Source organism: Collimonas sp. (assembly GCF_039923675.1).
Classification (GTDB): domain Bacteria; phylum Pseudomonadota; class Gammaproteobacteria; order Burkholderiales; family Burkholderiaceae_D; genus Collimonas.
Map to the genome: position 1 here is coordinate 1 of NZ_JBDTCG010000050.1, position 19,419 is coordinate 19,419.

11 protein-coding genes are annotated in these 19,419 nt (G+C 60.7%); 4 read left to right on the plus strand and 7 right to left on the minus strand.

Annotated features, from left to right (window positions below):
- Positions 1-151: 151 nt before the first annotated feature.
- Together ABI171_RS09375 and ABI171_RS09380 are read right to left on the minus strand one after the other, a co-directional pair.
- Positions 152-766: a molybdopterin-dependent oxidoreductase gene (locus tag ABI171_RS09375; protein WP_348092297.1), complete on the minus strand. Its 615-nt coding sequence runs from the start codon at positions 764-766 to the stop codon at positions 152-154.
- Between the two features lie 110 nt (positions 767-876).
- On the minus strand, positions 877-2,304 hold the full coding sequence (locus tag ABI171_RS09380; RefSeq protein WP_348092298.1) for an MFS transporter: 1,428 nt from the start codon (positions 2,302-2,304) through the stop codon (positions 877-879).
- A gap of 91 nt (positions 2,305-2,395) precedes the next feature.
- On the opposite strand from ABI171_RS09380, the gene ABI171_RS09385 reads away from it, so the two are divergent.
- Positions 2,396-3,094, plus strand: coding sequence for a winged helix-turn-helix domain-containing protein (locus ABI171_RS09385; RefSeq protein ID WP_348092299.1), 699 nt, complete (start codon positions 2,396-2,398; stop codon positions 3,092-3,094).
- 39 nt (positions 3,095-3,133) lie between these two features.
- Entirely contained in the window at positions 3,134-4,183 is a 1,050-nt protein-coding gene (locus tag ABI171_RS09390) for a DMT family transporter (protein ID WP_348092300.1), read from the plus strand.
- A 326-nt stretch (positions 4,184-4,509) separates the two neighbouring features.
- Here the strand turns inward: ABI171_RS09390 and ABI171_RS09395 are convergent, their stop codons facing one another.
- On the minus strand, positions 4,510-6,564 hold the full coding sequence (locus tag ABI171_RS09395) for an oligopeptide transporter, OPT family (RefSeq protein WP_348092301.1): 2,055 nt from the start codon (positions 6,562-6,564) through the stop codon (positions 4,510-4,512).
- 215 nt (positions 6,565-6,779) lie between these two features.
- On the opposite strand from ABI171_RS09395, the gene ABI171_RS09400 reads away from it, so the two are divergent.
- Both ABI171_RS09400 and ABI171_RS09405 read left to right on the plus strand, forming a co-directional pair.
- On the plus strand, positions 6,780-7,244 hold the full coding sequence (locus ABI171_RS09400; protein ID WP_348092302.1) for a (2Fe-2S)-binding protein: 465 nt from the start codon (positions 6,780-6,782) through the stop codon (positions 7,242-7,244).
- Complete coding sequence (locus ABI171_RS09405) at positions 7,241-9,586, plus strand: xanthine dehydrogenase family protein molybdopterin-binding subunit (protein ID WP_348092303.1); 2,346 nt, start codon at positions 7,241-7,243, stop codon at positions 9,584-9,586. The genes ABI171_RS09400 and ABI171_RS09405 overlap by 4 nt, the downstream gene beginning before the upstream one ends.
- Before the next feature lie 121 nt (positions 9,587-9,707).
- On the opposite strand, the gene ABI171_RS09410 is transcribed toward ABI171_RS09405, so the two are convergent.
- The 4 genes from ABI171_RS09410 to ABI171_RS09425 all read right to left on the minus strand — a co-directional run bounded on the left by ABI171_RS09410 (position 9,708) and on the right by ABI171_RS09425 (position 19,402).
- Positions 9,708-10,538 carry a formyltransferase family protein gene (locus tag ABI171_RS09410; RefSeq protein ID WP_348092304.1) on the minus strand — a complete coding sequence of 277 codons (831 nt, stop codon included), beginning with the start codon at positions 10,536-10,538 and terminating at the stop codon, positions 9,708-9,710.
- A 60-nt stretch (positions 10,539-10,598) separates the two neighbouring features.
- A complete protein-coding gene (locus ABI171_RS09415; RefSeq protein WP_348092305.1) occupies positions 10,599-12,818 on the minus strand; it encodes a TonB-dependent siderophore receptor in 2,220 nt (739 codons plus the stop codon).
- Positions 12,819-12,879: 61 nt separating this feature from the next.
- The gene (locus ABI171_RS09420) at positions 12,880-14,262 is read right to left on the minus strand and encodes a lysine N(6)-hydroxylase/L-ornithine N(5)-oxygenase family protein (protein WP_348092306.1); all 1,383 of its coding nucleotides are present in this window, start codon (positions 14,260-14,262) and stop codon (positions 12,880-12,882) included.
- A gap of 106 nt (positions 14,263-14,368) precedes the next feature.
- Complete coding sequence (locus tag ABI171_RS09425) at positions 14,369-19,402, minus strand: amino acid adenylation domain-containing protein (RefSeq protein WP_348092307.1); 5,034 nt, start codon at positions 19,400-19,402, stop codon at positions 14,369-14,371.
- Between the last annotated feature and the right edge of the window lie 17 nt (positions 19,403-19,419).

Consider the following 19,419-nt stretch of genomic DNA (forward strand, 5'->3'; position numbering starts at 1 on the left):
GCATGACCCGTTCTTGCCAGACCTTCTCACGTTCTGAATTCAACACTATCCGCTCTCCCGAATAACCGAAAGTGACAGTGTGACGACGCCGAGAACGAATTCATAGGTGGAGCGGATGACCGCTTACCTTCATTTTCCTGACGGTTTCGCATCACTTTCCTTGAACCACCTCAATGCAATACAACCCCCAAGGACAAAGCGCAAAGCGCTGACCCAGCGGCTTCCGCGCCATTTCAGGGACCCGGTCGGCATCATAGATGGCGAAGACCGGGCCGAAACCGCCTATCGACAATGGCATGCCGTCAACCTGCGTCGCCAGGATGTAATCGTACTTGCGGAGCTGATCGAAGCCGATCTGCGGCATATAGCCGTCAACCGAATGAAACACAATCTGCGTACCCGCCGCTTTGCCGGCGCCCAGCATGTCGAGCACCGCGGCCAGGCGCGGGCCGCGCAGCTGATGCGGCTTGCCGTCGTATTCCAGGGTCGGGTTGATGATTATCGCGGGCAGCTGGTCCAGCGCGGACAGGTCGAAGCTGAAAGCGCGTTTGAATTGCACGTTCTGCTTGTGCATCATCTGGTCGATCACGGGATCGACCGGGCCGCGGTTGCTTTGTTCGATGGCGCCGGCGACGGTCAGGATGGCCGGACCGGCCGGCTTTGCGCCCTGGATGGTACTGCTTGCGGCTAATGCAGGTAATGCCGATGCGCTCAAAGCGCCGGCGATGGAGGCGGCGGCGGTCGAGATGAACTGGCGTTTTTTCATTGATGGCTCCTGGGTGAAAACTGCTTGCTACATGCTATTGCGTTGCCGGCAATTGTAGAAGCGCTTTCAGGCAGCCATCGGATTTTTTCAACAAATCTCAACAATACCGGTTATCGTGCCGCAGCTTTCGGCTTGACCAGGCAACCCATTCCTGCCGCAAGCAACAACAGCACCGTCGCCGTCGCCATGGCGATCCTGACGCCGTTGGTCATGTCGCCGGCCATGCCATCGCTCACCAGCGCGCCGAATACTGCGACACCGACCGCGCCCCCGACTTGCCTGGCGGTATTCAACACCGCTGAAGCCGTGCCGGCCCGGCTCTTTTCCACGCTCGACAAGATCGAGGTAGTCATGGCCGGGACAGCCAGGCCCATCCCGGCTGGAATCAGTATGAAACCGGGCAGCATGTGCAGGAAGCTGGCGTGGGTGGCGATGCCGATGCTGCCTAACAAGCCATAACCCAAGGCGCCGATCAAACCGCCGAGCACCATCGGCAAACGGATACCGGCCTTGCCGATCAGCCAGCCGCTGACCAGGTTGGAGAAAATGAAGGTGCCGGTCAATGGCAGAAACGCCAGCCCGGCTTGGACCGCGCTGTAGTTTTGCACTTTTTGCAGATAGAAGCTGATGACGAAGATCACGCCGTAATAGGAAAAATTCACCAACACCCCGAACAGCACCGCCGCGCTGAAACTGGTCTGGTGAAAGAAATTCAGCGGCAGCATCGGGTGCTGCACCTTGCGCTCCACCATGATGAAAGCCATGCCGGCGATCAAGGCGATGCAAAATCCGGCGATGACCAGCGGATGCTGCATGCCCAGCGGATGGAATTCAATCACCGCGCCGACCAGTCCGATCAGCGTAATGATCGCCAATAGCTGGCCGAACGGGTCGAAGGAGCGCGCATGGGTGCTGGCGGCTATCGCCGGCACCACCCGCAAAGTCAGCAGGAAGCCGAGCGCGCAAATCGGCAGGTTGACCAGGAAGATGCTGCGCCATCCCGCAGTCGCCAGCAACAGGCCGCCGATCACCGGGCCGGCCGCAATCGAGACGCCGCCGGCGGCGGTCCACAGACCGATGGCTTTGGCCAGTAGCTTCTTGTCATGGGCGCAAGCATGATTCAAGATCGCCAGCGAACTGGGCACCAGCAACGCTGCCCCTATGCCCTGGATCGCCCGGGCGATGTTGAGGAAGCCGGCGTTCGGCGCCATGCCACAGGCCAGGGACGCCATGGCAAATAACAGGAAACCGGCCAAAAACAATCGTTTCGATCCGAATTTGTCACCCAAGGCGCCGGCCGACAACAGGAATACCGCGAAGCCGAGCGTATAGGCGTCCACCACCCACTGCAAGGCCGAAACGCGCGCACCGAGATCGCCGCCGATTTGCGGCAAGGCGACGTTGACGATGGTGACGTCGAGCTGGACGATGATGAAAGCGAAGCTGCTGGCGGCGATCGTCCACTTGACTGCGGCAGTTGCTTCATTTGCAACTGAAGGCGTCGGCTTGACTGCCGATAGCACTTGGGGAGAAGTCATTGCGGCCATCCAATACCTGAGTAATCAAGACTTGATTCTGACTCACGGCAGGTCGCTTGTCACACAACAACAGTACGGTTACCATCAAACTATGGAAAGCACGCAAAACGAACCCGACCTCAGCCGGCTCGCCCGCACGATAGGCGATCCTACCCGCATTCAGATGTTGGCGCTGCTGATGGAGGGACGCGCCCTGACCGCCAAGGAACTGGCGTATGGCACCGAGATCAAGCCGGCCACTGCTACCAGCCACCTGAAACAGCTGGTGGCAGACCGCTTGCTGGAGATGACCAGCCAGGGACGGCACAAATATTTTCGGCTGGCTTCTCCGGAAGTGGCGCGGCTGATCGAATCGCTGATGGTGTTTGCGCCGAAACGTAAACGGGTTGGAGCGTCCACCGGCAACGACGCCATCTGCACGGCGCGTTTTTGCTACGACCATCTGGCCGGCAAGCTGGGCACCCGCCTGACCGAAGTACTGGTAAAGCGCGGCTTGCTGAACACCGACGATGACACGTTTTCCCTCTCCGAGCCGGGCGAAGCCTGGTTCAACGACTTTGGCATCGATACCCTGGCGCTGCAAAAGAGCCGGCGCCAGTTCGCCTACCCCTGCCTGGACTGGAGCGAACGCCGTGATCATTTGGCCGGCGCATTAGGTGCGACCCTGGCCAAGCGCATGATTGAACTGGGCTGGCTGACCCGCAGTAAACATTCAAGAGTGGTGACAATCACCGCCGAGGGCCGCAGTGCATTGGCAATGCAATTCGGCATCGCCCTGGATCAGGCCTGACGCTCAGGCGCGGATCTGTCAACTCGCAGGAAACAAACCATGCATCAAGGTGTGTTATTCGCATTGCTGGCCGCCGCCTTCTTCGGCGCCGGCACCCCGTTCGCCAAGCTGCTGCTCGGCCAGATATCGCCGGTGATGCTGGCTGCTTTGCTGTATCTGGGAAGCGGCATCGGCCTCTCGCTCTGGTACGGGTTACGCCGTCTGCGCCCTGCCAGTCAAGCGGCAGCGGACGGTTTGCGGAGAGCGGATTTGCCATGGCTGGGCGCAGCGATCCTGAGCGGCGGCATCGCCGGCCCGGTGCTGCTGATGCTCGGCTTGTCGCTGACCCCGGCTTCCAGCGCATCGCTGCTGCTAAATATGGAAGGCGTAATGACCGCCGCGCTGGCGTGGTTTGTATTCAAGGAAAATTTTGACCGCCGCATCGTCCTGGGGATGCTCGCCATCGTCCTGGCCGGCGTGTTGCTGTCGTGGCAGCAGGCGCCGGAATTCGGCATGCCCTGGGGGCCATTGGCGATTCTGGCAGCCTGCTTGTGCTGGGCCATCGACAATAACCTGACGCGGCGGATTTCGGCCAGCGATGCGGTTCAGATTGCTGCATTGAAGGGACTGGTCGCGGGTCTCGTCAATCTCGCCCTGGCCTTGCTGTTGGGAGCATCGCTGCCGGGTATTGCAAAAATCAGCGCCGCGGCCTTGATCGGCTTCAGCGGTTATGGCCTCAGCCTGGTGCTGTTCGTGCTGGCGCTACGTCATCTGGGGAGCGCCCGTACCGGCGCCTATTTTTCGGTGGCGCCGTTCATCGGGGCAGCGATTTCACTGCTGGTCCTGCACGATGCAGTCAGCGGCATGTTCTGGCTGGCCGCCGGCTTGATGGCGCTTGGCATCTGGCTGCACTTGAGCGAAAAGCATCAGCACGAGCATACGCACCAGGAAACCGATCACGGCCATAGCCACAGTCATGACCTGCACCACCAGCATCAACATGATTTCGACTGGGATGGCCGCGAGCCGCACAGCCACCCTCACCGCCATTTGCCAATCAGCCATAGCCACGCGCACTACCCTGATATTCACCATCGGCACAGCCATTGAGGTGCTGGCGCATTCCCGGGGCAAAAGAAAATGGACCGGATGATTTGCGCAGGAAAACTGCGTAAATCATGCGATCCATTTAACTTCAGCAAGATCCCGCCAAGGCAAGACCTTACTTAACACATCTCCTGAGTTACCAACCTCAGATTGAGGATAAAAAGCCTGTTCCGACTGAAATGTCGTCGTCCCCGCGAACGCGGGGATCCATCTTAAGTAGCTGATTCAACATGGATTCCCGCGTTCGCGGGAATGACGCTGCTGAGGTTTCCATACTGAAAAATGTGTCACCTGAGACAGGTAACTAATCAGGACACATCTTAAGCCGATTAATTCTTTGCACTCAATACGCGCCGCGCGAAAACCCCGGCTACCGCCACAAACACGATCAGGCCCAGCCACTGCGCCGTACCTTCAAACGCCGGCCCGACCAGCGCCAGCGGCGAATCGCTGCCGCTGAAACCGATGACGCCTGCCAGCACCACGCCAACCAGGCTTTCACCGACGATCAGGCCGGACGCCAGCAACACGCCGCGGCGGTTGGAGCCTTCGGCAAATTTCTCGTACGGTACGCCCTGCTTCTCTGCACGCTTCTTGAGGATGCGTTCGATACCCCATGCCAGCAACGTACCCAGCACCAGCGTCGACGCCACGGTCGGCGGCAGATAGATGCCGATACCCACCGCCAGCACCGGCAAGCGGGCAAAACCGCCGCGATGGCGCAGGATTTCATCGATAATCACAAGCACCACACCCAAACCGAGGCCGATCAGGATCATGTCCCAGTTCAGTTGATGCGTGAAAATACCGGTGGCGATCGCTGTCATCAGGGTTGCTTGCGGCGCCGACAAGGCATGTGCCACGTCCATGTCCGCGCGCGGCATGGCGCCGGCGAAACCGTAGGCGTTGTATAGCAGTTCCAGCACCGGCGGAATCACCACGGCGCCGACTACGCAGCCGATCAGCAAGGCTACCTGCTGACGCCAAGGCGTCGCACCAACCAGCCAGCCGGTTTTCAAGTCCTGCAGGTTATCGTTGGAAATGGTCGCTACCGCGATCACCGCCGAGGTAGTGAAAATCGCCAGCGCAATCCCCAGTTTGTTGCCGGCCTCGGTAGCCAGCAAGCCGTCGGCGCTGCCGACCAGCAGGATCAGCAACGATACCAGCACCACGGCGACAATGCCGACGCCGGAAATCGGGCTGGCGGAAGAACCGATCAGACCCGCCATGTAGCCACAAGCCGCTGCAATCAGGAAACCGAAAATCACGGCAAACAGTACGCTGTAAGCCACCAGGCCCCAGATCATGCCGGAGCTCAGCGGCGCGGCGCTGAGGAAGCTGCCGAAGGTCGCCACCAGGATCGCCACCAGCACCAGCGTGATGCCGATGATCCAGGCCGGCGACAGATCTTGCTCGGTACGCGGAATATTGACGCGACCCTTGCCGCCGCTCAGCGCCTGGAACGAAGTCTTGATACCTTCCAGCATCGGCTTGAACAAGGTAATCAGCGTCCATACCGCCGCCACGCCGATCGTGCCGGCGCCGATGAAGCGCACATCCTTGCTCCACAAGCCGGTGGCGTATTTAGCCAGCGTCATGCCATCCGGAATCGTGTGCATGGAAGTCAGCACCGGCACCGCGACGCCCCACGCAATCAGCAAGCCGATCAGCATGGCGATACCGGCAACGATGCCGATCAGGTAACCCGCGCCCAGCAAGGCCAGTGAAAAGCCGCTGGAAATTCGCAGCACCGCAGGCCCCGCCGCAAACCACAGGCTGATGCCTTCGCTGAGGATACGGAAACCGGACGACGCTAATGTGACGACGGCAGCCACCAAGCCGCCAGCCATGATGTCGACAATACCGGTTTCGGCTTTTGCGCCCGGTTTGCCGCTGGCGTCCAGCTCGACCTCGGCGCTGCCGACGCGCAGGATTTCCGCCGCCGCCACACCTTCCGGATAGGGCAAATCGCTCTGCACCACCATCGCATGCCGCAAAGGAATCGTGAACATCACACCCAGCATGCCGCCGGCGGCGCAGATCGCCAGCGTTTGCCAGTAAGGGAAGCCTTGCCAGTAGCCGATCATGACCAGGCCCGGCAGGATAAAGATGATCGACGACAAGGTACCCGCAGCCGAAGCCTGGGTCTGCACCATATTGTTTTCAAGAATATTGGCGGTCTTGAACATGCGCAGCACCGCCATGGAAATCACGGCGGCGGGAATCGCGGAAGAAAAAGTCAGGCCGACTTTCAAGCCCAGGTAGACATTTGAGGCAGTAAAGACGACGGTGATCAAAGCGCCGAGAATGATACCCCGCACCGTCAGTTCGGGCAGGGAAACATTGTCGGCAATACGACCTGTTTTGTTAAAAACTGCGGACATCGGAACTCCATCACTAAAAATTGCAATGCGCCAATTATCCTCGAAACAGTTGCTCTCCATTCAAAAATTTGACTTGGGTCTACAATGCCGCTGTGGTGAGCTGAACCGAGGAAAATTCGCGTGGCCTCGAAATAATATTATCAATTAAGCTACACTATAACGAATAAAGTTCATCAATAGGTTATCAACCCCAAGTTGGAAAGGTAAAAACCACCATGACTAGCCTGAACATCAACGGCAAGCAGCACAATATCGATTTACCGGAAGACACCCCGCTGCTGTGGGCCCTGCGTGACGACGTCGGCCTGACCGGCACCAAATTCGGCTGTGGCATGGCGCTGTGCGGCGCCTGCACCGTACATCTGGACGGCGACCCGATCCGTTCCTGCATCACGCCGATCAGCGCTGCCGCCGGCAAGAAAGTCACCACTATCGAGGCAATGGCCGAAGACAAGGTCGGCCATGCCGTACAGGAAGCGTGGATCGCTTTGGGCGTGCCGCAATGCGGCTACTGCCAGGCCGGCCAGATCATGTCCGCCACCGCCCTGCTGAAAACCACCGCCAAGCCGACCGACAAGGAAATCGACGACGCCATGAGCGGCAATATCTGCCGTTGCGGCACCTACACCCGCATCCGCGCAGCCATCAAGCAGGTTGCAGAAAAAGGAGTCGCCAAATGAGCGCCGCTTTCGATTTCGATAAAGATAGCGCTATCAGCGACGCCGCCACACCAGCGGTGGCCTCCATGAGCCGCCGCACCTGGCTCAAAGGCGTCGGCGCATTCACCGGCCTGGCCTTGACCGTCGGCGTGAACGGCTTGGTGAGTGCGGCCGACGCTGCCGCACCGGCTAAAAAATACGGCGGCGCCGGCATGCCGGGCGGCACAGTCAACGATCCGCTGATTTTCGTCACCATCGGCGCCGACGGCATTGTCACCATCATTGCCCACCGCTCTGAAATGGGGCAAGGTATTCGTACCAGCCTGCCGCTGGTGGTCGCGGATGAACTCGACGCCGACTGGGGCCGGGTGCGCGTGGTGCAAGCCAATGCCGATGAAAGCCGCTACGGCAACCAGAATACCGACGGCTCACGCAGCATGCGCCACTTCTTTACGCCGATGCGCCAGGTTGGCGCCACCGCCCGCCTGATGCTGGTGTCCGCTGCGGCGGCGCGCTGGAAGGTGCCGGCGGCGGAAATCAGCACCAAAAATCATGAAGTACTGCATGCCAAGAGCGGCCGCAAGCTGGGCTTCGGCGAACTGGCGGTCGATGCCGCCAAGCTGCAGGTGCCGCCTGCAGCCCAGGTGCAACTGAAAGATCCGGCGCAATTCCGCTATATCGGCAAAGACGTCTTCAACAGCGTCGATTTCCGCGACATCGTCACTGGCAATACCCGCTACGGCATCGATACCCGTCTCGACGGCATGCTGTATGCAGTCATAGCCCGACCGCCGGTATATGGCGGCAAGGTGGCAAGTTTCGATTCGGCAGAAGCCCTGAAAATCCCGGGCGTGGTACGTGTGATCGAACTCAAAGGCAGCCCTCCTCCGGCCAAGTTCAACCCGCTCGGCGGCATCGCCGTCATTGCGCGCAATACCTGGGCGGCGATCAAGGGCCGTGAAGCCTTGAAGATTACCTGGGATAACGGCCCGCACGGCGACTACGATTCCACGGCCTTCAAGATCACCCTGCAAGAAGCGGCGCGCAAGCCAGCCAAAGTGGTGCGCAACAACGGCGACACCATGGCCGCACTGGCCCAAGCCGGTAAAAAAATTGAAGCGGAATACTACATTCCGCATCTGGCGCACGCCACCATGGAACCGCCGGCCGCCACTGCCCGCACCGCCAACGGCAAATGCGAAGTCTGGGCCTGCGTACAGGACCCGCAAGCCACGCGCGATACCGTTGCCGGCAAACTGGGCTGGAAGACCGATGACGTCAAAGTCAACGTCACCTTGCTGGGCGGCGGCTTTGGCCGCAAATCCAAGCCCGACTTCGTGGCGGAAGCTGCATTGCTGTCGCAAGCGATGGATGGCGTGCCGGTCAAGGTCACCTGGACTCGCGAAGACGACTTGCGCCACGACTATTTCCATACTGTTTCGCTGGAACATCTGGAAAGCACGCTGGACGCCAAGGGCAAGCCTGTGGCCTGGCTACACCGCAGCGCGGCGCCGACCATTGCTTCCACCTTCGTCGCCGGCGCCAAGGGTGAACAGCCTGGTGAACTCGGCATGGGCGCGATCAATATCCCGTTCGTGATCCCGAATATCCGCATCGAAGCGCCCGAAGTCGAGGCCCACACGCGGATCGGCTGGTTCCGTTCGGTCTACAACATCCCGCATGCGTTCGCGGTGCAGTCGTTTGTCGCGGAGCTGGCGGCGGAAGCCAAGCGGGATCATCGGGAATTCCTGCTGGAGCTGATCGGTCCGGCGCGCCAGATCAATCCGCAAGACATGTCGGACACCACCAACTATGGCGAATCGCCGGTGTTGTACCCGCTCGATACCGGCCGCATGCGGCAAGTGGTCGAGCTGGCGACCAAGGAAGCCGGCTGGGGGCGCAAGCTGCCCAAGGGCCATGGCCTTGGGTTGGCGGTTGCCTATAGCTTCATGTCGTATGTGGCGGCGGTGATCGAAGTGGTGGTTGGCGATGATGGCGAGATCAGCATTCCTCGGGTCGATATGGCAATCGATTGCGGCCCGCAGATCACGCCGGACCGTATCCGCTCGCAAGTCGAAGGCGCCTGCATCATGGGTCTGAGCCTGGCGATGACGGGGGAAATCACCTTCAAGAACGGCAGCGCCGAGCAAGGCAATTTCCATGAGTACGAAGTGCTGCGCGCCTTCAGCGCACCGCGCGACCTGCGGGTGCACATGGTGCCGCACAAGTACGACATGCCGCTGGGCGGCGTCGGCGAACCGGGCACGCCGCCTATCGCACCGGCCTTGTGCAACGCCATTTTCGCGGCGACCGGCAAGCGCATCCGCAACCTGCCGATCAGGGATCAGTTGAAGAAGAGCTAAGCGTCATCTTGCGGTAACGAATAACGGCCATGCGATTTCTCCTGCATGGCCGTTATCATTTAAGGGCACCTCGAATAACCCCAGCTCCGTCATCCCCGCGAACGCGGGAATGACGGAATTTTTAGAGGTGGCCTTGATAGATCTTGGCCAGCCCCTCATGCAATGCAAGGAACAAGCTGCGGTTGAAATTATTCCAGCGCAATTCGAGAATCGTGTCTTCCTTGTCGATTTCTGTTTTCAAGACGTCATGGATCACTTCGCCCGAATCGATGCCGTTATCCACATAATGGAAAGACGCGCCCGTCATGTAAAGCGGCTTCACCGGCACGCTTTCCATGGTTTGCCAGTTGACGATCTTCTTGCCACGCGCACCATGCAGCGCATCCAGCGTCGCATAGGCGCCGCGCCGTTCATAAGGTGATTCGAGGCGCGTGACGCCTGGATGGATGTTGACGATCTTGCGATGGAACAGACTGTCTGGCCGCACCAGTTCATCCAGGATGATCAGCAGGCCGTCCAGCACCACGATGTCCGCTTCCAGTTCCAGCAGGGTATCCAGCAGGTGCTTTTCAAACGCGCTCTTCCCTGCCGCCCGTTGCGGCGCATTCATCGCATGCCGCCGGTAGGCCGATGGAATCGCCAGCAGCAAATCATTCACAGGCCGCCCTTGCACGCTCAGCGCAGGCGGATAGAACCAGCGCTTGCCCGGTGCGTAGGAAAAGCCGTACTCCTTCAGTTTTTCGCGGTCGATGGCCAGCTCGGCGTCGTCGTCATAAATGACTTTTTCGAGCGAATACATCTGCCCCAGTTCCATCTCGTTGAGCGCTTCAACTAGCGACTCCAGCACCGACTTCATGTAGCGCGTGCCGTCCTTGTAGGCGACTTCCTGTCCTGCCTTGTCGGCGGCGGCGTTTCTGAGAGACCAGATATAGACGAGTTTTTTCTTTTGCATGATTACCTTCATCAATGAGGCAACGCGGTTCGGATTCTCCGCGTCGCCTCGCTCAAGTATTTACCAGATGTACTTCGCGGTAGCAGCCACCGTGCGCTGATTACCGTAGAAGCAGGTATTCACCGACTGGCAGCCGCTGACGAAGCGGCGGTCGAACAGATTGGTGGCGTTCAGGGAGAAGCGCCAGTTGCTCATGTCGTAATGCGCACCGGCGTCGTACACCGTATTGCTCGGCACCAGCAGGGAGTTGTCGGACGCTCCTGCGGCACTGCTCTGGTAACGGATGCCCGCACCCAGGCCGAAGCCCGCCAAGGCGCCGGTATGCCAGGTCCAGTCGCCCCACAACGACGCCATCTGGCGCGGCCGTGGAATATCGACCGGCCATTTACCCAGCGACGAATCATTGGCCTTGGTGTTCTTCACATCCTGGTACACATAGGCGGAAATGATCGAGAATTCACGCGAGATATTGCCGACCGCGCTCAACTCAAAACCACGCGAACGCACTTCGCCGGTCTGCACCGAGAAGGTTCCGGTCGGATCGGTCGGATCAGGCGTCAGCACATTGTTCTGCAAGATCTGGTACAGCGCGCCGTTAATCGTCACATTCTTGTTTTCCGGCTGCCAGCGGACGCCGGCTTCGATCTGCCGGCCCTTGGTCGGAGCGGCCAGTCCGCCACTTGCCAGCTTGACGCCGATGACGGGGTTGAACGAGGTCGAGTAGCTGACATACGGCGACAGACCGTAGTCGCCCAGGTACACCAGGCCGACCCGGCCGGAGAATGCGTGGTTGTTCTGTTGCAAGTGGGTGGCGCCAACCAGGTCGTCCTGCTTGGTGTCGCTCCAGTCTTGCCGGCCGCCGACAGTCAGGGTCCAGCGCCGCCACTTGATCTGGTCCTGGGCATAGGCGCCAAACATGCTGAGCGTGGTCTTGGTGTCGGTAGGCCCGTAAGCTGTAGGACCGGAAAAGATCGCATTCGTGATCGGAGCATAGACCGGGTTATACATGTTCAGACTTGGCGCCTGCGCCATCAGTTCGGTGTCGCTGGTGCGCTGGCGATTGTATTCCAGGCCTAGCAGCACTGTGTGGTCGAACGGGCCTTGCTTGAACTTGGCCTGTGCCTGGTTGTCGAGGTCGAAGCGGCTGTAGTTGAACTGGTAGTCGCCAACATAGCGCAGCAACGATTGCTGGGTCGGATCGGTATCATCCAGCCCGCCGCCGAATACCTGGCCCTGATCAAGCGACAAGTGCATCAGGCGAAGATTCTGGCGGAAGGTCCAGACCGGATCGAATTTGTGCTCGAACTGGTAGCCGGCCGACCACTGCTTTTTGCGGTAGTGCGAGAAATTCGGATCGCCGGTGTACAGGTTTTCGGAGATGGTCCCATTCGGGTTAGGCAGGACGGTGCCTTGCGCCGGCAGGAAATTGTTGGAGGCATCGCCATGGTCTTGCAGGTAGGTCAGCGCAACGGTCAGCGAGGTATTGGCGTCCGGCCGCCATCTGACCGAGGGCGAAAAGGCAATCCGGCGCTCGCCGTTCGGGCCGGTCAGGGAGTTGCCGTCACGCCCTACGCCCAGCAGGCGATACGACAAGGTGCCTGCAGGATCGATCTTGTCGCCGATATCGAAGGAAACCTGCTTGCGGGCGTAGTTACCTAGCTGCACATCCATTTCACGGATCCGCTCGCCATTGGCGAGTTTGCTCTGGACGTCGACGATGGCGCCCGGATCGCCCTGGCCATACAGCACCGAACTAGGGCCGCGCAGCACGGTGATGCTGTCGATCATGAAGGGATCAACCCGCCAACTGGCGAGGTTGATGGTGGTCGGTACCGCCAGGCCGTCGGTGTACACGGTAGGCGTGAAGCCGCGCAATACCGAATACCAGTCGGAACGCACTTCCGAGCCATAAGTCGAGAAGCCCGGCACATAACGCAAGGCGTCATTGACGCTGGCGGCGCCGGTTTGTTCGATCTGCGCCGCCGTCACGACGTTAATCGTCTGCGGGATCTCGTTGAGCGGCGTATCGGTCTTGGTGCCGGTGGCGCTGCGCTTGGCCACCAGGCCGACCGTGGTATTGTCGTCACCCCCCGCGCTGACGCTGATTTCGGGTAGCGTACTGTCTTGCTTGGCGTCTGACTGTACCTTGCCGCTTTTCTGCACGTCGCCTGCCGGCTGTCCCGCTTGTTGAGCGTGCGCATAGCCGACGATACCAGCATCAAATATCACGCTGATCGCCACCACCATTGCACGCCGACGCGTACCTGTTATCCATTCCATCTTCTTATAACTCCAATTGCAGTGCGGTATACAGGGTCTTTAGCCCCAACCGCGTTCCTCGTTAAAGAGCGGAAGCCATGCGGCCGCCGCCCACCCCATTATTATTTTTCGCCGTTGCCGGACTGATTGCCCGGTCTTGACGGTCTTGCTCTACACCTTGCATCAGCGATGCGGTGATTTCATCCGAGCGCAAGGCCAGCACCGACAGCAGCGTATCGGACAGACCGTGGCTATCCTCGCAGCAGCCTTGCAGGTATATGCGCGGCTTGAAGTGCGCCGGCGTGGAAAGCTGGTAATCGCGGCCCACATTGCCTTGCGTCAGCGCATCACCCAGATATGGCGCCAGCCCGTCCAGCAGTCCAAGATGCGTAGCGCGGCCGTAGCCGGTCGCCAGAACCAGCGCGTCGAAACGCTCGGCGCGGGCATGGCCGTCCAAACGGTCACGCAAGGTCAGTTCGATCTGGCCGTTGCTGCTGCGCACAGCGGTTTCGATCGCGGTATTGGCCAGCAAGCGATGACGCGGTGCGCCGGCAACGTTTTGCAAATACAGCATTTCATAGATCTGTTCGATCAGCGCCCGGTCCACCACGGCATAATTGGTGTCGCGGAAGCGGTCTATCAGCGAACGCCGCATGTCTTTGTTCTGGGCGAAGATGACATCGGTAAAGGCCGGACTGAAAATTTCATTCACAAACGGACTGTCGTCGGCCGGCTTGAGCGCGCTGGAGCGCGTCACCAGGCTGACGTCAACGCCAGGGAAACGCCGCGTCAGGTCGAGAAACACTTCCGCCGCGCTTTGCCCCGCTCCGATTACTGCAATCCGCTTGCGAGGACCGCTTTGTGGAGCGCCGACCACGCGATCGATCGAGTTCAGGTAGTTGGCCGTATGGATCACATTATGCGGACCCAGCGCCGCGAACGCTTCCGGCACCCGTGCGGTGCCGCCGATGCCCACCGACAGCGCGCGCGTCACGCGCTGCCATTCGCGCCCCGCCTCATCGCGCGAAAAGACGCGCACGGTATCGATCTGGCCGCTGCCGCCGGCTGCCGGCACCGGTTCGATCCCGACCACGGTTACGCCATAGTGCACCCGGTCGTCGAAGGCTTGGGCGACCCAGTTCAGGTAATCATGGAATTCGACGCGGGTCGGGTAAAAACTCTTCAGGTTGACGAAATCCGGCAAGCGGCCGCGCTCGAACAGATAGTTGATGAACGTGAAACGGCTCTTCGGATCGCGCAAGGTGACCAGATCCTTGAGAAAGGAAATCTGCATGCGGCAATCGTCGAGCAGCATGCCGCGATGCCAGCCGAATTCAGGCTGCCGCTCAATAAAACAATGCGCCAGGTTGGAGGCCCCGGTTTCTTCGGCAAGGCGTACCGCAAGCGCTAGATTGGACGGTCCGAAGCCGACGCCAACCATGTCAAATATGCTATCTCGTTGCATGTCTAAGGTCCTTATCAGTTTTAGCCGGCACGTCAAACGCGCCGGTCAAATAAAAAATGCTTGGCAATGGAACCCCGGGAAGGTCGCATGTCGGCTCAGCCAGGAATCAATTAACGTCGTCCGCCATCATCGCGGCGGACGAGCGCAGCGCCAGGCGCTCCGCCATCGCACTGAAATACGGTGTCGCAAATACCTCTGCAATCGTTAATACGTGACCGGCCGCTTGCGCTGCATCGACAAAGCGCACGATATCGAAAGAGCTGGCGCCGGCCTCGAACAGGTTATCTTGCAGCGAAGGCGAGCTGCAGCAGGACATATCGGCCCAGATGCGCTTCAGCGCCTGCGCCAGGTTTGCCGTTTCTGTTTGCAGGCCGTAGGTTTCAATTTTTATTTCTGCGGCAGACGGCAGTTCTGCGGCGAAGCGCGGCTGGACGCATGCAATGGCCGCGTCAGGCGCATCGGCAAACTGCTGTAGCACCATCAGGTAATCCCTCGAAAGCGCCTCGACAAATGCCGCATCCACCAATTCCTTCGCGTAGGAAAAAGCGCCCGTCACCCGCCCGTCCGGACGCTCGACAATATCCAGTTCCAGTTCAAATACAACACGGTGCCTGACGTCATTGAAATCGCTCAGTGCAAGGCCGGCCCAGTCATGCGCAGCGGCTCCGGCCGACCGCATATAGTTGAACATCACCTTGAACAAGGGATTGCCGATCTCTGTACGTGGCATGCGCAGTGCGGCCACGACCTCGGCGAACGGTGTGTCCGCATGGGCGTATGCGGCTAATGCAGCATCACGCACCGCCGCCAGCACCGTTGCCGGTGAATCGCCAACCACCAGACGCGTCCGCACCACAACTGCATTGATGAACAATCCGAAGGCAAGACGTGCGGCGTCGCCGGTCAGCTCGCGCGTCGATGCCAGCACGCCGATCGGTTGGTCCGTAACGCCGGTGGCCCGATACAAGGCGAGATTCAAGACGGCATGCAACACCATCGGCAAGGTCGCATGGGTATCCCTCGCCATCGTCCGCACCTGGCGCACCAAGGCCTCATCCAACGCAAAGGGAATCCGGCCTGCCGCCCAGGACGGTTCTGTAGCCCGCCCTGCCGGCGGTGCCGGCAACACGGTGGCAGGAACATCCTTGAGCGCGTCGCGCCAGAACGCCAGGCGAGAGCGCGGCGCTGCAATCGGTAAAACAGGTGTGCTCGGTAGCGTTGCCGGCAACACCCGAGCCGGAGCGGAGCCCGATGCCAGTGCAACATACGTGGTGCGCACATCGTCAAGCCACAGATCGATCGAATCGCCATCCGACACAATGTGGTGAACTACCAGCGACAAGACATGGTCGTCCTTGGCCAGACGCAGCAGCCGCACCCGCCACAATGGCTTGGCGCCAAGCAGGTCAAACGGCGCCAGCGCATCTTCGTCGGTCAGAGCAACTGCAGCCACCGCGGCAGCTTCGCCGCTCAGGTCGACCAGCGGCAATGCCACCTGCCACAGCGCTTCGATACGCTGGCCTGGCAAGCTGCCGTTGCGCTCGAGCAGTCGCGTACGCAGGGCCGGATGGCGCGCGGCAGCCAGGGAAAAGGCTTCGCGCAGCGCTTCGATGTTGAGCGCGCCACGCAGACGCAGCGCCACAGGAATATTGTAGGCGGCGTTTTCCGGTTGCGTGCGCCACAGGAACCACAGGCCAAGCTGGGCCGCAGACAAAGGCAAGACGCCATCCGCATCGGCTACCAGCGTAGCGCCAACGTCATGGTTGTCGGCACCCGGTTGAGGCTCGGTGCGTGCCGCCGCCATCACCCGCAGCGCATACTGCGCGAGAACAGGCGCTTCAAACAGCGCCCGCACCGGCACGTCGTGGGCAAGCCGTTCGGCGACCCGTGTCGCCACGCGCACCGCGGCCAGCGAATGCCCGCCGAGTTCGAAAAAATGATCGGCACGGCCGACCCGTTCGACTGACAGCACCTCGCGCCAGATCTGCGCCAGCGCCGCCTCGATGCCTGCCGTCGGCGATTCGTACACCCGCTCCACTCTTTTTGGCTCAGGCAAGGCAGCGCGGTCGACTTTGCTATTGGTATTGCGCGGCAACGCATCGAGCACGACGATATGGGCCGGCACCATGTAGTCAGGCAGCGTATGGCGCAAGTGTGCGTCCAGTTCGGCGGCATCCGCCTGCAACCGGCGCGCCCGGGCCTCCGCGTTCAGTTCGACATAAGCGACCAGCGCCGCCTGCGCGCCTTTGCCGTGGACGACGGCCACCGCTTCGCGCACATCCTGATGTGCGGCGAGTTGCGCTTCAATCTCGCCCAGTTCAATCCGCAAGCCGCGCAGCTTGACCTGGTGATCGGCGCGGCCTATGAAATCGAATACACCATCGGCGCGGCGCTTGACCAGATCGCCGGTGCGGTAAAGTCGCGCACCTGCGGCGCCGAACGGATCGGGCACAAAACGTTCGGCGGTCAGCGCCGGCCGCTCCAGGTAACCGCGCGCCACGCCCACGCCCTCGCCGCCCAGGTAGAGTTCGCCGATCACGCCGACCGGCAACGGGTTCAGACGCGCATCCAGCACGTGGGCGGTACGTGCGCCCACCAGCGTGCCGATCGGCAGGTAGGCACTATCGGCCAGTTTGGCGCTATCGTCATCCGGGTAGAACATCCACAACATCGGCGTGATGACGGTTTCGGTCGGCCCGTAGCCGTTGACGATGCGCGCCTTCGGAAAGGCGCGGCGCATCAGCGCGAACGCCTCGCGCGATGTGGCTTCGCCGCCCACTGTCAACGAACGCAAGGTCGGCGGCGCGCCATGCGTGAGCGCCCATTCGGCCAGCTGTGTTGCGCAGCCGGGCGGCACGTAGGTCATCGTGACGCCTTCGCGCTGCATCATCTTGCAGGTCAGCGCCGGCGGCCAGAGCGTGTCGGCCGTCACGGCCACGGCGGCGCCGGACATGTACTGCGAGAACCAGCCTTCATGCGCGCCATCGAAATTGACCGACTGGAACAGTAGGAAAACATCTTTCTCGCCGGCGCCATAGCGTTGCGCAATGGCGGCGCAATGCTCGGCAAAGGAACCGTGATCGACCACCACGCCCTTCGGCTTGCCGGTCGAGCCGGAGGTATAGATGACATAGGCTGCCTGCATTGGCGCGACCACCGGCAACGCTATCGATGCAGTTTCCGCATCGTGGATATCATCCTCGCCATTATCGTCATTATCGTCATTATCGTCATTATCGTCATTGATCAGCCACAAACGTATGGCGTCGGAGACCGGCAGCATGGCCAGACTTTGGCTTTCAGTGATGACATGGGTGATGCGAGCATCGTCCAGCATTTGCGCCAGGCGTTCGCGCGGATGCGCCGGATCGAGCGGCACAAAGGCGCCGCCCGATTTCAACACCGCGATCAGGCCGACCAGCAAGTCCACCGAGCGGCTGAGCGCTACGCCGACCCGCATCTCGGCAGTGACGCCCGCAGCGACCAGGTGTTGCGCCAGCCGCGTGGCGCGCGCATCAACTTCGCCGCGGTTAAGGGAACGCTGCATGTCGGCCACCCCGCGTGCATCTGGCCTGTTTCTCGCATGTTCGGCGATATGTTCGTGCACCGCCTTGAAGCCAACCGGCGTCACGGCTTGATGTTGATTCCACGCGTTCAGCCGGGAGAGTTCGCTAGCCGGCAGCCATTGCAGATCGCAAACAGCCGTTTCCGGCGTGGCGGTGGCGCTTTTCAGCAAAGTCAGGAAGCGCTCGGCAAGCCGTTCAATCGCATCGGCATCGAACATATCGAGGGCGTAAGTCAAACCGGCGTCGATCCCGCCGTCATCGTTCTCTTCGAAGCCGAGCGTCAAATCGAATTTCGCAAACGGCGTACCCGATGGCAGCACGTGCATGGCGACATCGGCCAGCGACGGCAGATGGCGACGCGCGCCGTAGGCGGCCATTACCTGAAATAAGGGATTATGGCTGGCGCTGCGCACCACGCCCAACGCTTCGACCACCTGCTCGAACGGCACATCCTGATGCGACTGCGCATCCATCAGACTTTGCTGGGTATGCTCGACCAGCGTCGCAAAAGGCTGCGTGAGACCGCTAGATACAGCGAGCGTCAGCGTGTTGACGAAAAAGCCGATCAAACCGGCAGTCTCGCTACGCTCGCGGTTGGCCGACGGTACGCCGATCTGGATATGCGATTCTCCGGAGGCCCGGGCCAGCAACGCGTTCAAAGTCGCCAACAACACTGCGAACGGCGTCGCCCGGCGGGCGTTGGCCACGGCGCGCACACGCGCCGCAAGCGGCGCCTCGATACGAAACTGGAGACGCGCACCGCGTGCGCTGCGTTGCGCCGGACGCGGCGCGGCGCCCGGCAGCATCTGTACATCGCGGCTGGCGTCGAGTTGCGTGCGCCAAAACGTCAGTTGACGTTCGCGTTCGCCGGCATCCAGCCAGCGACGCTGCCATAGAGCAAAGTCGGCATACTGGATCGGCAGCGGCACCAGTGAAACCGCTTCCTTCATCGCATATGAGCGATAGAAAGAACTCAGTTCGGCCAGCATGACGTCAATCGACCAGCCGTCCGAGACAATGTGATGGATCGTCAGCGCCAGCCAATGCGTGCTGGCGTCCAGCCGTATCAGGCAAGCGCGCATCAGCGGCCCCTGGGTCAAGTCGAACGGTCGCGCTTCATCCTGGCGGGCGATGTCTTCTGCGCGTCCATGGCGGGCGGAAAGCGGCAAATCGCACAAATCCACGCCATGCCACGGGCAGCGTTCTGGCGCATGCACCGTCTGCTGCACGCCATCGGCACTTTCGGCGAAAGTGGTGCGCAAGGCCTCATGGCGCGCAATCAAGGCGTCGCAAGAGAGGCGCAAGGCATTCCCATCCAGGGCGCCGTCAAGCTGTAGCCGTTCGGTGATGTGGTACGCCGCCGGTTCATCGATCATGCGGGCGTGTAGCCACAGGCGCGTTTGTGCAAACGAGGCCGGCACGCTGGCGGCGCGTTCGGCGCGTGGCGGAATCGGCAACAAGCGAAAATCGATCCCTGCCGCCTCCAGTTTCTGCAAAAACAATGTACGCCGGGCGTCCGGCAGTTGCGCGAAACGCGCGGCCAGGGAAAGCATGTCTGGTTTTACAGTCGTCATCAATAACCTCTATGTCT

Coding starts and splice junctions, on each gene's coding strand:
- ABI171_RS09375 (WP_348092297.1), bottom strand. CDS start 766: ATGAAAAAACGCCAGTTCATCTCGACCGCCGCCGCCTCCATCGCCGGC.
- ABI171_RS09380 (WP_348092298.1), bottom strand. CDS start 2,304: ATGACTTCTCCCCAAGTGCTATCGGCAGTCAAGCCGACGCCTTCAGTT.
- ABI171_RS09385 (WP_348092299.1), top strand. CDS start 2,396: ATGGAAAGCACGCAAAACGAACCCGACCTCAGCCGGCTCGCCCGCACG.
- ABI171_RS09390 (WP_348092300.1), top strand. CDS start 3,134: ATGCATCAAGGTGTGTTATTCGCATTGCTGGCCGCCGCCTTCTTCGGC.
- ABI171_RS09395 (WP_348092301.1), bottom strand. CDS start 6,564: ATGTCCGCAGTTTTTAACAAAACAGGTCGTATTGCCGACAATGTTTCC.
- ABI171_RS09400 (WP_348092302.1), top strand. CDS start 6,780: ATGACTAGCCTGAACATCAACGGCAAGCAGCACAATATCGATTTACCG.
- ABI171_RS09405 (WP_348092303.1), top strand. CDS start 7,241: ATGAGCGCCGCTTTCGATTTCGATAAAGATAGCGCTATCAGCGACGCC.
- ABI171_RS09410 (WP_348092304.1), bottom strand. CDS start 10,538: ATGCAAAAGAAAAAACTCGTCTATATCTGGTCTCTCAGAAACGCCGCC.
- ABI171_RS09415 (WP_348092305.1), bottom strand. CDS start 12,818: ATGGAATGGATAACAGGTACGCGTCGGCGTGCAATGGTGGTGGCGATC.
- ABI171_RS09420 (WP_348092306.1), bottom strand. CDS start 14,262: ATGCAACGAGATAGCATATTTGACATGGTTGGCGTCGGCTTCGGACCG.
- ABI171_RS09425 (WP_348092307.1), bottom strand. CDS start 19,402: ATGACGACTGTAAAACCAGACATGCTTTCCCTGGCCGCGCGTTTCGCG.